The organism is Anabaena sp. FACHB-1237 (assembly GCF_014696225.1).
In the GTDB taxonomy this organism is placed as follows: Bacteria; Cyanobacteriota; Cyanobacteriia; order Cyanobacteriales; family Nostocaceae; genus FACHB-1237.
The window spans coordinates 24561-38757 of sequence record NZ_JACJPV010000028.1; the positions used below are offsets into that span (position 1 = coordinate 24561).

General features: G+C 34.3%; 14 protein-coding genes. 6 read left to right on the plus strand and 8 right to left on the minus strand.

From position 1 onward, the window contains the following. Positions 1 to 207 precede the first annotated feature (207 nt). The gene (locus H6F32_RS14010; RefSeq protein WP_190369942.1) at positions 208 to 1956 is read left to right on the plus strand and encodes an ABC transporter ATP-binding protein; all 1749 of its coding nucleotides are present in this window, start codon (positions 208 to 210) and stop codon (positions 1954 to 1956) included. A 168-nt stretch (positions 1957 to 2124) separates the two neighbouring features. Here H6F32_RS14010 and H6F32_RS14015 read toward each other — a convergent pair whose 3' ends face one another. The 5 genes from H6F32_RS14015 to ilvC form a co-directional block, all read right to left on the minus strand. Further along, positions 2125 to 2469, minus strand: a complete 345-nt coding sequence (locus tag H6F32_RS14015) for a type II toxin-antitoxin system PemK/MazF family toxin (RefSeq protein ID WP_190369943.1) — start codon at positions 2467 to 2469, stop codon at positions 2125 to 2127. Further along, complete coding sequence (locus H6F32_RS14020; RefSeq protein ID WP_190369944.1) at positions 2466 to 2741, minus strand: ribbon-helix-helix domain-containing protein; 276 nt, start codon at positions 2739 to 2741, stop codon at positions 2466 to 2468. The genes H6F32_RS14015 and H6F32_RS14020 overlap by 4 nt, the downstream gene beginning before the upstream one ends. A 444-nt stretch (positions 2742 to 3185) precedes the next feature. Then, entirely contained in the window at positions 3186 to 3479 is a 294-nt protein-coding gene (locus tag H6F32_RS14025) for a P-II family nitrogen regulator (RefSeq protein ID WP_190369945.1), read from the minus strand. 4 nt (positions 3480 to 3483) lie between these two features. Continuing rightward, positions 3484 to 4491, minus strand: a complete 1008-nt coding sequence (locus H6F32_RS14030; protein WP_190369946.1) for a sodium-dependent bicarbonate transport family permease — start codon at positions 4489 to 4491, stop codon at positions 3484 to 3486. A gap of 147 nt (positions 4492 to 4638) precedes the next feature. After that, positions 4639 to 5634, minus strand: coding sequence for a ketol-acid reductoisomerase (ilvC, locus tag H6F32_RS14035; protein WP_190369947.1), 996 nt, complete (start codon positions 5632 to 5634; stop codon positions 4639 to 4641). A gap of 284 nt (positions 5635 to 5918) precedes the next feature. Between ilvC and H6F32_RS14040 the strand changes: the two genes are divergently transcribed. From H6F32_RS14040 to thiS, 4 genes are all read left to right on the plus strand, one after another. After that, positions 5919 to 7277: an NAD(P)/FAD-dependent oxidoreductase gene (locus H6F32_RS14040; protein ID WP_190369948.1), complete on the plus strand. Its 1359-nt coding sequence runs from the start codon at positions 5919 to 5921 to the stop codon at positions 7275 to 7277. Between the two features lie 192 nt (positions 7278 to 7469). Then, complete coding sequence (locus H6F32_RS14045) at positions 7470 to 7973, plus strand: pentapeptide repeat-containing protein (protein ID WP_190369949.1); 504 nt, start codon at positions 7470 to 7472, stop codon at positions 7971 to 7973. Positions 7974 to 8255: 282 nt separating this feature from the next. Further along, positions 8256 to 9296, plus strand: a complete 1041-nt coding sequence (locus tag H6F32_RS14050) for a thiamine phosphate synthase (protein ID WP_190369950.1) — start codon at positions 8256 to 8258, stop codon at positions 9294 to 9296. A gap of 35 nt (positions 9297 to 9331) precedes the next feature. Then, the gene (thiS, locus tag H6F32_RS14055) at positions 9332 to 9544 is read left to right on the plus strand and encodes a sulfur carrier protein ThiS (protein WP_190369966.1); all 213 of its coding nucleotides are present in this window, start codon (positions 9332 to 9334) and stop codon (positions 9542 to 9544) included. Positions 9545 to 9737: 193 nt separating this feature from the next. On the opposite strand, the gene H6F32_RS14060 is transcribed toward thiS, so the two are convergent. Beyond that, a complete protein-coding gene (locus H6F32_RS14060) occupies positions 9738 to 10961 on the minus strand; it encodes a glycosyltransferase family 4 protein (RefSeq protein WP_190369951.1) in 1224 nt (407 codons plus the stop codon). 848 nt (positions 10962 to 11809) lie between these two features. Between H6F32_RS14060 and H6F32_RS14065 the strand changes: the two genes are divergently transcribed. Beyond that, positions 11810 to 12955: a CO2 hydration protein gene (locus tag H6F32_RS14065; protein ID WP_395939616.1), complete on the plus strand. Its 1146-nt coding sequence runs from the start codon at positions 11810 to 11812 to the stop codon at positions 12953 to 12955. A 145-nt stretch (positions 12956 to 13100) separates the two neighbouring features. Here H6F32_RS14065 and H6F32_RS14070 read toward each other — a convergent pair whose 3' ends face one another. Then, positions 13101 to 13256 carry a hypothetical protein gene (locus H6F32_RS14070; protein WP_190369952.1) on the minus strand — a complete coding sequence of 52 codons (156 nt, stop codon included), beginning with the start codon at positions 13254 to 13256 and terminating at the stop codon, positions 13101 to 13103. A gap of 31 nt (positions 13257 to 13287) precedes the next feature. Further along, positions 13288 to 14196, minus strand: a complete 909-nt coding sequence (locus H6F32_RS14075) for a methylenetetrahydrofolate reductase (RefSeq protein WP_190369953.1) — start codon at positions 14194 to 14196, stop codon at positions 13288 to 13290. Position 14197: the final 1 nt, after the last annotated feature.

Below are 14197 nucleotides of genomic sequence, written 5' to 3' on the forward strand. Positions count from 1 at the left end.
ACCAACTTTCAGTTATATTTACCCACATAAGTGGATTTTGTTTGTGTAACTGCCTTTTATAACCAATATATATAGCATATTCTATTCTAAGAAGTTATAAAATTGTCTGTGTTTATCTGCATTTATCCGCGCTAAAACATGGTAAATTGTAACTTACTGGGGTGGGAATTGCTATATATTAATAATTAATAGTGAAAATAATTGCAAATGGCAAATAAAAGATTCCAGAAAATTATCAGTTATTTACGTCCATATTGGAAAGAAACTATTTTGGGGACAATTGCCTTATTTATTGTCAATATTTTAGGTGCTTATATCCCTTTATTAATTCGTTCAGGAATTAATATTCTTTCTACTAATTTTAGTTTTAATCAAGTAATATACTATGCATCACTCATTTTCTTATTTAGTTCCGCAATGTGGTTAATGAGAATGGCTTCCCGCATTTGGATTTTTGGAGTGGGAAGAAAAGTAGAATTTAATCTTAAACAACGTATTTTTGAACATTTACTAAAGTTAGAACCTGCCTATTTTACAGTTAATACTCCAGGAGATTTAATAAGTCGTGCTACTAGTGATGTAGATAATATTAGAAGATTATTCGGTTTTGCTATTTTAAGTTTAGCTAATACTTTATTTGCATATCTTTTAACATTACCAGTAATGCTGTCCCTGAGTGTAGACTTAACTCTAGCTTCTTTGGCAGTATATCCTGTAATGTTTTTCATGGTACATTTATTTAGCGATCGCTTACGCAATGAACAAGCAGAAGTTCAAGAAAAACTTTCTGATATGAGTGAATTAATTAGGGAAGATATTAGCGGAATATCCCTAATTAAAATTTACGCACAAGAGGAAAATGAACGTTATGCTTTTAACCAAAAAAATCAACAACTATTAGAGGCTAACTTAAAATTAGCTAAAAGTCGTAATACTTTATTTCCCCTAATTGGTGGTTTAGCTAATATTAGTTCTTTGATAATTATCTGGTTGGGAACTATCAGAATTTCCTCTGGCAATTTAGCCATTAGCGACTTTTTAGCCTTATTAATTTATGTAGAACGTTTAGTTTTTCCTACCGCATTATTAGGGTTTACAATTACTGCTTATCAACGAGGAGAAGTAAGTCTTGATCGGTTAGAATCTATTCTCAGTGTTACTCCCAAAATTCAAGATTTACCCGATGCTATTAAACTAGAAAAAAATACCATCAAAGGAGAAATTACAGCCCATAATCTTAGTTATACCTATCCAGGCGCAACAAAAGCCGCATTAGAAAATATTGATTTTACTATTGCCCCAGGAGAAATTATTGCCATTGTTGGACCAATTGGATCCGGTAAGTCTACTTTAGCTAATGCTATACCTCGTCTATTAGATATTGCACCAGAACAATTATTTATAGATGGATTAGATATTAATACTATAGCATTAAATGAATTAAGAAAAGCGATCGCTTATGTCCCCCAGGACAGCTTTTTGTTTAGCACCACAGTCAAAAACAATATCCGTTATGGCGATCCTGTGAGCAATGATGATCAGGTAATATCTGCTAGTAAAATAGCCCAAATTGATGCAGAAATTGATAATTTCCCCCAAAAATATGACACCATAGTGGGAGAAAGAGGTATCACCCTTTCTGGTGGACAAAGACAGCGTACATGTCTAGCTAGGGCTATGTTAATAAATACACCTATTCTCATCTTAGATGATGCACTTGCTAGTGTAGATAATCAAACAGCTACCCAAATTCTTGATCATTTGGCTATAAGTACGGAGAAAAGAACAGTAATCTTTATTACTCACCAACTTTCCTCCGCAGCCACTGCTGATCGCATTTTTGTTATGGAAAATGGTAAAATAGTTCAAATTGGTAATCATAGCCAATTATTAGCACAGTCAGGACTATATAGACAACTTTGGAGTCAGCATCAAATAGAAGAATTATTACATTAATATAATATCTAGGGCTTGCTGAATAAATGTAAAAATTAACACAATGAAACCCAAGAAATCCCCGTAAATGTTGGGTTTCGTTCCTCAAACCAACAGTCGCTACATAATTTGATTTTATGATGATGAATACACCTTAATCATAGTTAAGTGCATAACACCTAAACCAAATCATACTGATAAATCTAAGGCAATTAATAAAGCTTGTTCCAGATGCGCCATAACAACTGAAGAAAGTACACCTCTTAAACGCAAAAAGCGGGATTTAGATAATACCCGTACTTGATCTGCCATTGCGATAGAATCTTTTCTCAGTCCACCATCTGGTGATAAAATTAAAACCTGAGTGGGGTAAACTCTTTTCCCCGTTTGGTATGTAGTACAAGGTACTGCTAAAACTACTGGGCTGGATAAGTTAATTACGTCACGACTGACAATGATTACTGGGCGAGTTCCGCCCTGTTCTGAACCTTCAGTCATTTCGAGACGCGCATCATACACTTCACCCCGTCTCATCTTGGAATTTCCCCTAATTTTAACGCTTCCCACTGCGCTGTGGCAAATTCTGCCTCTAATTTTAGCACCTCTGCTTGATAATCGGGATCTCTGGCCATTTCCGCTAAGGCCGCATCTATTTCCGCTCGTTTCTGTGCAGCTAACTCTCTTTTTAAAGCCTGAATCACAAAATCATTGCGGTTTTTGGCTTTTCCCTCTAATACTGCTCTATCTGTGGCTTCTAGGAGTTCTCTGGGAAGGGTTAATGTCGTGCGAATGGTTTCTGCTTTCATGACTGGTGATGATGTGATGACTGAAGTGATGCCTTATTATCATATCTGCTATATAAAACCTAGACAAAACTAGAGTTTACTTTCTACTTCAATAGGAGCATGGGAGCGGTTATCCCTCTGTAGACTTACACGCTGTAGCCCAACGCGTCTTTCTTTTACCAAGATTCTTGAAAAGACTATCACCGTCATTGCTTGGTTTTCGCTTCACTTGACAGTGTTAATTCAATACTTGATATGTTAGAATTATATATCAAGTATTTGATTTTTTCAACTAAAATATATTGATTTTTGTCAACAAATGTATAGCTTTGTCTATAAAATTGTCAACTTAGGACTAGCTCAAGTCGTGGGTAATCATCTAAATTCCTAGTTACGAATGGAAAAAATAATTAATTTTCAGCTTGATTCTACACACCGCACACCGCACCCAGTACCCGCACTCCCCTAATGTACAATTGATTGAGCATCAGAAACAATGCAAACACCACCATATTTTTTGATAATTGGCCTAATAGCTTCCACTACCTGATGCTCTTTTTCCTCATCACAAATAGTGATCACATAAGCATTAGTTAATGCATGACTTTCTAAATCATCAATTACCCTACCTCTATGTCCTTTTCCTGTGACATCTTCAATAATGGTATATCCAGAAACGCCGGCATCATCTAAAATTTGCAGGACTTTTTGTAATTCCAAGGAATTAGTGATGATTTCGATTTTCTTAACAGCTTGCACCTGGTTATACTCCTATGATTTTGATGATGTTGAAATACAAAGGTATACCAATAATAATATTAAATGGGAAGGTAACAGCTAATGCCATAGATACATATAAACTGGGATTAGCTTCTGGTACAGTCATTCTCATGGCTGCTGGTACGGCAATATAGGAAGCACTGGCACAAAGTACGGCAAATAAAAGAGCGTTTCCGGGTGACATACCAATTAGTTTAGTTAAAATAATGCCAATAATAGCATTACCTATAGGCATTAAAATCCCAAAACCCAAGAGAAAAGAACCTGTAGCTCTCAAGTCTTTAATTCTTCTTGCTGCTACCATGCCCATATCTAGTAAAAAGAATGATAATACTCCATAAAATATCTCTTGGGTAAATGGATGTAATTTTTCCCAACCTTTTTCTCCTGTTAACAAACCTACTACCACACTACCAACTAATAGAAATACTGAACCATTTAAAAATGCTTCTCTAAATACTTCATTCCAGGAAAATTTTTCTGTTTCTCCTTCTTGTTGATATTCTCCTACTATTGGTTGTTTTTGATTTTTGGCAAATACTCTGACTAAGACAATTCCTACAATAATTGCTGGTGATTCCATCAGTGCTAAAGCTGCTACCATGTGGCCACTATTAGGTATAGTCAGAACTTTTAAAAAGGATTGGGCGGTAATAAAGGTTACTGCACTAATTGAACCATAAGTTGCAGCGATCGCTGCTGCATTATACACATCTAGTTTTATTCTTAATATAAAAAACGAGTAAATTGGTACAACAGAAGCCATCAATATGGCAGCTAAAAGTGTGAGTGCAATTTCGGTATTCATACCACTTTGTGCTATTTCATATCCACCTTTAAATCCAATTGCTAGTAACAGATACAGCGAAAATAATTTTGGTAATGGTTGCGGAATTTCTAAGTCTGATTGTACCAGAATTGCCAACATTCCTAAAAAGAAAAATAGCACTGGCGGATTTAAAATGTTGGATAAGATGACGCTAGAATTCATTTGTTGTTAATTTGATAAAGTGTAGATTATGTAGTTATGAGAATCCGCTCTTTTCTTAATCTGAAATTTTCATGATTTGGTTATTAATTAAGAGGTAAAAATAATTTGGTAATAGGTAAAGACTTACCAATTACCAACTACCCAAAATTACGCTTTTTTCAACCAGCTAAACATAGCGCGTAAATCTTTACCTACTTCTTCAATAGGATGTTCAGCTTCTTGACGACGCATAGCTGTAAAACCAGGTTTACCGGCTTGGTTTTCTAAGACAAATTCTCGCGCAAATTGTCCAGATTGAATTTCACTCAATATTTTCTTCATTTCTGCTTTAGTTTCGGCGGTAACAATGCGAGGACCGCGTGTGTAGTCACCGTATTCGGCAGTGTTAGAAATACTATCACGCATGGTAGCTAATCCACCTTCAACTACTAAGTCAACGATGAGTTTAACTTCATGCAGACATTCAAAATAAGCTAGTTCTGGTTGATATCCTGCTTCAATTAATGTTTCAAATCCTGCTTTGATTAAAGCACTTAAACCACCACATAATACTGCTTGTTCACCAAATAAGTCTGTTTCGGTTTCTTCGCGGAATGTGGTTTCTAAGATACCTGCACGAGTACCACCGATACCTTTAGCATAGGCCATGGCGCGATCGCGTGCTTGTCCTGTAGCATCTTGATATACTGCAAATAAAGCAGGTACACCTTGCCCTTGTTCATAAGTACGACGTACTAAATGTCCTGGTCCTTTAGGCGCTACCATGATTACATCTACATCCGCAGGAGGTACAACTTGACCAAAGTGAATGTTAAAACCGTGAGCAAATGCTAATATGTTACCTGCTTCTAAATTAGGTTCAATTTCATTTTTGTAAATGGTCTTTTGTACCTCATCAGGTAACAAAATCATAATTAAATCCGCAGCTTTAGCAGCATCAGCTACATTTTTTACAATTAAGCCCGCAGCTTCAGCTTTAGCAGTAGACTTACTACCAGGATATAAACCCACAATTACATTTACACCACTGTCTTTTAAATTCAGCGCGTGAGCATGACCTTGAGAACCATAACCAATAATAGCAACTGTTTTACCTTTCAAAAGGTCTAAGTTAGCATCTTCATCATAATACATACGCGCCATAGAAGCATCTCCTGTCCGCAAAGTTTGTTATAGAATTGGCAGATTTATCATTGTACCGCAAATGAGACAGGATTTGATCAGGAGTCAGGAGTTGGAAGTTGGGAGTCAAAATGATAATTTTCACGCCTCATACCATACTTTCTACTCCACGCCACCGTAATTTGTCAATTTATAAACTTTAACTATTTTTTCATAAGTTCTCAATAAACAGAAATCCTGATGACAAGTTTGATACAAATTTGTTAAGAATAGTTACAACCTCGTAATATAAGGAAACACTTCCTATGGTGAATATAGATAGCGATAAACAAACCCATCAAGTTGTTATTGTTGGTGGAGGTTTTGCGGGACTGTATGCTGCTAAGTCTTTATCTAAGGCTAATGTGAATGTAACGTTAATTGATAAACGTAACTTTCACCTTTTTCAACCTTTGTTGTATCAAGTGGCTACGGGTAATTTATCTCCTGCTGATATTTCTTCTCCTTTACGTTCTGTATTGAGTAAAAATAAAAATACTCAGGTTTTATTAGGTGAAGTTAATGACATTGACACAACTAATCAAAAAGTGATAGTTGGTAATGAAGAAGTACCTTATGATAGTTTAATTGTCGCTACTGGAGCAAAACATTCTTATTTCGGCAAAGATAACTGGGAGAATTTTGCACCAGGCTTAAAAACTGTCGAGGATGCTATTGAAATGCGTCGACGAATTTTTATGGCATTTGAAGCGGCAGAAAAAGAAACTGATGCAGCTAAACGTCAGGCTTTATTGACTTTTGTAATTGTGGGAGGAGGACCTACTGGAGTAGAATTAGCAGGAGCGATCGCTGAATTAGCTACTAAAACCCTTAAAGAAGACTTTCGCAAGATAAATACATCAGAAACAAAGGTTTTGCTATTAGAAGGGTTAGATCGTGTTTTACCACCATTTGCTCCCGAATTGTCTCAAGTAGCTTTTGCATCATTAACGGCTTTAGGTGTGGATGTGCAAACTAAAACTTTAGTCACAAATATAGAAAATGATCTTGTGACTATTAAACAAGGTGACGAAACAAAAACTATTGCAGCTAAAACAGTATTATGGGCTGCCGGTGTGCAAGCATCACCAATGAGTAAAGTATTAATGGCAAGAACTGGAGTAGAGAGCGATCGCGCAGGTCGTGTTATTGTAGAGCCAGATTTAAGTATTAAAGGATATCCTAATATATTTGTGGTGGGAGATTTAGCAAATTTTGCCCATCAAAATGGTAAGCCATTACCTGGAGTAGCGCCAGTAGCTATGCAAGAAGGTGAATATGTGGCTAAACTCATCAGAAAACGACTCCAAGGTGAAACTATTGCTCCATTTAAGTACATTGATATGGGTAGTTTAGCAATGATTGGACAACACGCGGCTGTTGTGGACTTAGGTTTTATGAAACTTAAAGGTTTCTTTGCTTGGTTTGTCTGGTTATTTATTCATATCTACTTCTTAATTGAATTTAATAACAAATTAATAGTTATGATTCAATGGATATGGAATTATTTTACTCGCAATCGTGGCGCAAGATTGATCACAGGTAAAGAAACTCTTGCTTCTATACCATTTGACAATAATGGACATTATGCAACAGTAAAACCTCAAAAGCCCTTAAACGTTTGAGTTCAAAGTTAAATTTCACATTTATACTGGTAACTAACAGACCAACTACACAATGTAGAACTAGTTAATCCAATACCTCTACATTGTGTAAATTTTTTTAGTTTGTATGATCACATTGTGTTAAAGTTCTAAATTTGTGATTTTATTTAATAATTGACTATTGTAATTGTTGAGATCTATTAAGCAAAAATTATGAAATACTGTAAATACTGGCAAATTTTGACTACTTTTGTGTTATGTGTGGCATTGTTACTATGTCCTGTTACTGCGGAAGCTGCTAGTTCTTCTAGTATTACTCGTTCTGCTGGAGATAAGGTACAAGTTAAAGATTATTCTGGACAAAGTTTAATTGGAACTGAGTTTACTAATGTGAAGTTAGAAAATACTCAGTTTGAAAATGCTGATTTACGCGGTGTGGTTTTTAATGGTACTTTGTTATCAGGTGTAAACTTACATGGTGTGGACTTTAGTGAAGGTATTGCTTATTTAGCTAAATTTAAAGATACTGATTTAAGTGATGCAGTGTTAAAGGATGCGATGATGTTACGCTCAACATTTGATGATGTTAATGTTACGGGTGCTGACTTTACTAATGCAATTTTAGATGGTGTTGAGATCAAAAAACTTTGTGTTAATGCTAGTGGTGTTAATTCGCGTACCGGTGTAAATACTCGTCAGTCTTTGGGATGTAAATAGACATCTGAGTTCGGGGTGCTGATATGGGTTTAGCATTACTCATAGGTGTCAATTTAATCTACAGATACTATGGCTTTAGGGTAGCTGCTGTAGGCAAACGTTACGCTATCATGGCTAATACCTAAAGTTTACTCAAGTAAACTAAATAATTTAAAGAATTTTCCAGTTATTTTAGTCATCTTGCTTATGACTTTCACGTTAAGTCGACACTAATGAGCAATGTACTTTACCCCTACACACTCCTGCTACGATAAAAATTACTATAATAAAGGAGTTATTTTAATGATATCAGCCAACAGTTATACTCATAAAGCTGTTTGCCGTATTTTAGATGCTAATTTAGATCGCGCACGTGAAGGTTTACGCATTATTGAGGAGTGGTGTCGTTTTGGTTTGAATAACTCTCAATTATCTCTTGTTTGTAAAAAGTTACGTCAAGACTTGGCAATTTGGCATACTATAGATTTAAGAATTGCTAGAGATACTATGGGTGATGCTGGCACTGGTTTAACTCATCCCCAGGAGGAAGTTAGAAGTGATATTATATCTTTGTTACAGGCGAATTTTTGCCGTGTACAGGAGGCTTTAAGGGTTTTGGAAGAGTACGGTAAACTTTATCATCCTGATATGGGAAATGCTTGTAAACAAATGCGATATCAGGTATATTCGCTAGAAAGTAATTTAATGGGTTATCAAAAACTGGAATTATTAGGGCGATCGCATTTATACTTAGTAACTTCTCCCCAGGAAAATATCTTAGGTATTGTGGAAGCAGCTTTGCAAGGTGGTTTAACTTTGGTACAATATCGAGACAAAAATACAGATGATATCATTCGTTTACCTTTGGCTCGGCAATTGTGCCAATTATGTCATAATTATGGAGCTTTATTTATTATCAATGATCGGGTAGATTTAGCTCTAGCGGTGGATGCAGATGGGGTACATTTAGGACAACAGGATATGCCTATTACCATAGCACGTCAGCTATTAGGACATAATAAGATTATTGGCCGTTCTACTACTAATCCTCAAGAAATGCAAGGCGCTATTAATGAAGGTGCTGACTATATTGGTGTTGGCCCAGTATATGAAACTCCTACAAAAATAAAGGCCGCTACTGGTTTAGAATATGTGAATTATGCGGCCAAAAATTGTCCTATTCCTTGGTTTGCTATTGGTGGCATAGATATGAATAATATTAATGATGTGATTAATGCTGGTGCAGATCAAGTGGCTGTAGTGCGATCAATTATGGAGTCGGAACAACCTACTTTAACTACACAATATTTAATTGCACAATTTCATCGTTTTCACAACAATTAACACAAAAATTGATGATTATGTCTCAACAAATTTCTATTTCCACACAAATTAATTTACAAGTTAATGGAGAACATCGTAGTTTTTCCCAAGAGATGTTTTTACCAGAATTATTACAAGAATTGGGTTTTAATCAGCGATTGATAGCTGTAGAATATAATGGGGAAATTTTGCATCGTCAATTTTGGCTGAAAACACAAATTAAAAATGGCGATCGCTTGGAAATAGTTACTATTGTTGGTGGTGGTTAACTTTTCAAACATTTAGGACTTACACAGAAACTTCGTTTCTTAATCTAATTTTAGAAGTATCGCCGTTCTTCATCACGGAGAAACGAGGTTTCTTGACGGAGGATATCTTCCGGATTATATTAAGCAATACAATGATTGTATGATTCAAGCATTGACAATTCAATCCTAAAATATATAGAGATTTCTATTATCATTATTTTTCTGAATTATACAACCAACGATGATAAGTTTTACGTTTAACTAATTCTTGACCTTGACGGCCTAACTTTTCTCGTAGTTCTTGATCCTGACACAATTTTTTAAATGCTAAAAACACTTCATAACCAGAATTTTGATTGACCAATAAACCATTTTTTCCATGATGAATTATATCTAATAAACTTCCTAAACGAGATGCAATTATTGGTCTACCAAAATAACTCGCTTCTAAATAATTCACTTCTCCATTATCTATATTTTGTATATTTTGATTTTCCGAACTTTCCCCATTTAACATTGCAAAAATATCACAAGCTGCATAATAACTCGCTAATTCTTTAGGTGATATATCTCCTGCAAAATGTACTCTGTTATCTATTCTCAATCTTTCTGCTTGAGATTTTAACTCTGATTCATACCTACCTTCACCAATAATTATACTGTGGACATCTATCCCTATAGTCAATAGTAAAGGAATATTATCTATCACTCGATCAAAATTCTTACTTTTGACTAATTTACCTATGGAAAGAATGACAACTGCTGTTTCAGGAATATGATAATTTTCCCGAATATTCTGACGTAAATTATCCCAAATGTGTTGATTTTTGGAATTTTCAAATCTTTCTGGACGAACTATGGGATTAATTATATGCGTAGGTGTATCCAAACGTAAACTATTTTTTAAAAAGTTGTGAGTGTGGGAACTACGACAAACTATTCCCTCCGCACGTTTGAGGGTTAATTTAAACAGCGATCGCCAAAATGGTTTATTATTGATAGATAATAAATCACTACCATGTAAATATATAAAGAACCGAATTGGCAAAATATAACTTAATAATAATAAAGCTGGGAAATCATCACCATGACACCATTCAATATAACGGTAATGATAGCGATAATATAATTTTATTGCTAGGATAAATGAAAAAATTACATTAAAAGTAGATCGGAAAAAATTGCAGAAACCATAATTACAAAAGTAGTGAAAACAAGGCCAACGATAAATAGGAAACTCTGAAGATTGATCAAATTTTGCATTTCCGGCACAATTACTCGCTAAGAGAATTACTCTATCTGGATCTTGTAAACAGCGACTATAAACATATTCACTAATTACAGGATCTTGTGGTTGAAAAACCCGCGAAATTACTAAAATATCTGGATAAGCTAATTTTTCAGTAATTTCTAACCCTATTTGTGATATATTTTCCATAATTAAATTTAAAAAATTACATGGAATTATTAAAATAATCTCGATACTCTTAATGCTACTTAACTGTTATCTATTATATATAAAGTCAACTACTAATTGGTAATTTTATCAATAATATTTACCAAGATTTACTAAAATTTACTAATATATAATTTGTCGCTAGAAAAACAATAGTAAATAGGTAATTCACTGATTTATAGTAATTGTTATTTCACTGTAATAATATTTTGGCTAGTATCACATTAACCAAAAAATCAATCCCCTGAATAATATGTTCTGAAATTCTGAACTTGTTCAGGATAAAACTGAATCACAAACAATCAGGACTTACGCAACTAGCACATTGGTAAGGTACGTTAAATTGCATTAATGCGGCAAATAAACTTATTTTTAATTTCTGAGTTACCCTACAAATATTCATTATAAATTGTAAATCATATATTAACTTATATAAATTATAAATTTAATTATTACTTAATTAATAGTGTTGTAAATATTTAATATGCTGACTGAGTACCTCAACTTTTATTTTTGCGTCTTCCTTGGAGTTATGTTAGTGATTTTTCGGCAGTTTAATGATGATCTTATAATAGCAATCCTAAATCATTCATGAAAAAATACTTAATTACGAAATTACGAAAAGATATTTTTCATACCCTATAACCCTTGATTTTGTGGTTGAAGTGGTATATTGAGCATAATTCATAGTCGTAACTATTAGTTCTATAAGGCACAAACCTCATAACCGTATTTTCTCACATTTTAATTAGGACTGTTAGATATCAAATATTTGTTAAAATCTATAAATATCTATGGTTCAATAATGGATAATACTAGGAGAAAAAGCAATGGTAAATCAAGGAATGATCAAAACTGAAAATCAATCTACTTACAATCCATTAGAAGAATATATTCAAAGATTACTAAATGGACAAGCATTACTTAAAGATAGTCCAGAAAATGTATTAGAAGTTGTGGGTATTCTCAAAAGTTATGGAGTAGTTTTAGATGCTTATTCTCAAAACTTAATTTATATTGCTGACCATCAATTTTTAGTCTTATTCCCGTTTTTTAAATACTTTAATGGAGAAGTTTCTGTTAAAAAAATATTGCGTCATTGGTGGCATGATCGGATTAATTTTGAATATGCAGAATATTGTATGAAAACCATGATGTGGCATGGTGGAGGAGGGTTAGATAGCTATTTGGATACTCCAGAATTTGCTAATATTTGCAAAGTGGTTATTCAGGAAAAATGCAAATATAACCCATTTATTTTAGGATTAAATCAACTGTTTCCTGATTTTTTAATAGAACAGTTAAGAATGTCTGCTTATTATAGTGGACTAGGGCAATTTTGGCGAGTGATGGCGGATATTTTCTTAAGTTTATCAGACCTTTATGATCAGGGGAAAATTACATCTATTCCCCAAGTGGTTGATCATATTAAAAATGGTTTGGTTGTGGATGCTTTAAAACCAATTACCTATAGCGTGAAAATTGGCGATCGCGTTTATGATATTATACCGAAATCATTAGGTTTAACTTTTCTGGCAGATACAGCAATTCCTTATGTAGAAGCGGTATTTTTTAGAGGAACACCATTTTTAGGAACAGTTTCTTTAAATGCCCAAGCATATCAAGTTCCTCCAGATCAATCAAGATTTCAGTATGGTGCATTATACGCTGATCCTTTACCTATTGGTGGTGCTGGTATTCCTCCCACTTTATTAATGCAGGATATGCGTCATTATTTGCCAGACTATTTACATAGTATTTATCGTCAAAGTTTGCGGGGAGAAGATGATTTAAAGGTAAAAATTTGTATGAGTTTTCAAAAGTCTATGTTTTGTGTGACTAGTGCGGCAATTTTGGGTTTATTACCTTATGCAGCAAATACAGAAGATGTTTTGGAACAACAAGCAAATAGAGTTTTCTTGGAAAAGTGGATGGAAAGATTAAAAACTTCGCAGTTGTTGGAAGTTAATAAATAGGAGTCAGATCCCCAAATTCTTCAAGAAGTCGGGGATCTTTGGGATATGAATATTTGTTAACCCTAAAAATTACTCTATTTTTTTACCAATATATCCAATAATAATTTTACCGCCCAATTCTTCTTACTAGTTGTTGAATTGTTGGTTATTTTGTAGCAATATTAATTTTATCAGGATCATATTCAAAAGTAACTTTTTCATATTCTTCATTTTCGGTATCATCTAAATCTAAAATTTCATTATTATTTTCATCTATCATGTTATTTACTCCTAGTTTATTATAATGATATCCCTGACTCATTCAATAAGCCAGGGTTTTCAAATCAATTAACTCACTTGCCCACCCCCGCTAAATCTAAAATAGCAGCGATCGCTTCTTCTTTTTTCACTGCCATAATATGCACTCCTTGACATAATTCTCTGGCAATTTTTATCTGTTCAGCCGCAATTTTCATGCCCTCTTGTAACGGATATTTAGATTTTTCCAATCTATCAATGATGTGTTCAGGAATATTCACCCCTGGAACTACCTTATTGATAAATCTGGCATTTTTCGCCGACTTCAACAGAAAAATTCCTGCCAAAATTGGTTTATTATAACTAGATGCGATCTTATCCATGAACTTTTCTAATATTTCAAAATCAGTGATTAATTGACTTTGAAAAAATTGCGCCCCTGCTTCTATTTTCTTCTCAAAACGACTTTGTAAACCTGACCAACTTTTACATTGCGGATCAACTGCTGCCCCAGGAAATAAATCTAATCTCCCATCTTCTAAGATTTTATTGTTAAAATCAATCCCATGATTCATCTTATTAATTAACTGCAATAATCGCACAGATTCTAAATCAAAAACCGCTTTTGCATCGGGATGATCTCCTGCTTTTACAGGATCACCAGTTAACGCTAAAATATTGCGAATACCTAAAGCATAAGCACCCATTAAGTCTGCTTGTATTCCTATTCTATTGCGATCGCGGCACGTAACCTGACAAATCGGTTCAATCCCATTTTGCAGTAAAATTACTGACACTGCTAAAGAAGACATTCCTAACACGGCGCGACTACCATCAGTAATATTGACAGCATGAACCCTCCCCTTAAGAGTCGCCGCCATTTCTATGGTATGCTTGATATTTGCACCCTTGGGAGGTGCTACTTCAGCAGTTATGAGAAAATCTCCTGCTTGTACTGCTTTTCTAAAATTGTTTAAAGCATTGCTGCTATGGATATCCTGCATA

Bases quoted from the DNA above. Each gene is read 5' to 3' on its own strand.
- H6F32_RS14030 (WP_190369946.1), bottom strand. From the start codon at position 4,491: ATGAATTCTAGCGTCATCTTATCCAACATTTTAAATCCGCCAGTGCTA.
- H6F32_RS14010 (WP_190369942.1), top strand. From the start codon at position 208: ATGGCAAATAAAAGATTCCAGAAAATTATCAGTTATTTACGTCCATAT.
- ilvC (WP_190369947.1), bottom strand. From the start codon at position 5,634: ATGGCGCGTATGTATTATGATGAAGATGCTAACTTAGACCTTTTGAAA.
- H6F32_RS14060 (WP_190369951.1), bottom strand. From the start codon at position 10,961: ATGGAAAATATATCACAAATAGGGTTAGAAATTACTGAAAAATTAGCT.
- H6F32_RS14075 (WP_190369953.1), bottom strand. From the start codon at position 14,196: ATGCAGGATATCCATAGCAGCAATGCTTTAAACAATTTTAGAAAAGCA.
- H6F32_RS14015 (WP_190369943.1), bottom strand. From the start codon at position 2,469: ATGAGACGGGGTGAAGTGTATGATGCGCGTCTCGAAATGACTGAAGGT.
- H6F32_RS14045 (WP_190369949.1), top strand. From the start codon at position 7,470: ATGAAATACTGTAAATACTGGCAAATTTTGACTACTTTTGTGTTATGT.
- H6F32_RS14040 (WP_190369948.1), top strand. From the start codon at position 5,919: ATGGTGAATATAGATAGCGATAAACAAACCCATCAAGTTGTTATTGTT.
- H6F32_RS14065 (WP_395939616.1), top strand. From the start codon at position 11,810: ATGGTAAATCAAGGAATGATCAAAACTGAAAATCAATCTACTTACAAT.
- H6F32_RS14050 (WP_190369950.1), top strand. From the start codon at position 8,256: ATGATATCAGCCAACAGTTATACTCATAAAGCTGTTTGCCGTATTTTA.
- H6F32_RS14020 (WP_190369944.1), bottom strand. From the start codon at position 2,741: ATGAAAGCAGAAACCATTCGCACGACATTAACCCTTCCCAGAGAACTC.
- H6F32_RS14070 (WP_190369952.1), bottom strand. From the start codon at position 13,256: ATGAGTCAGGGATATCATTATAATAAACTAGGAGTAAATAACATGATA.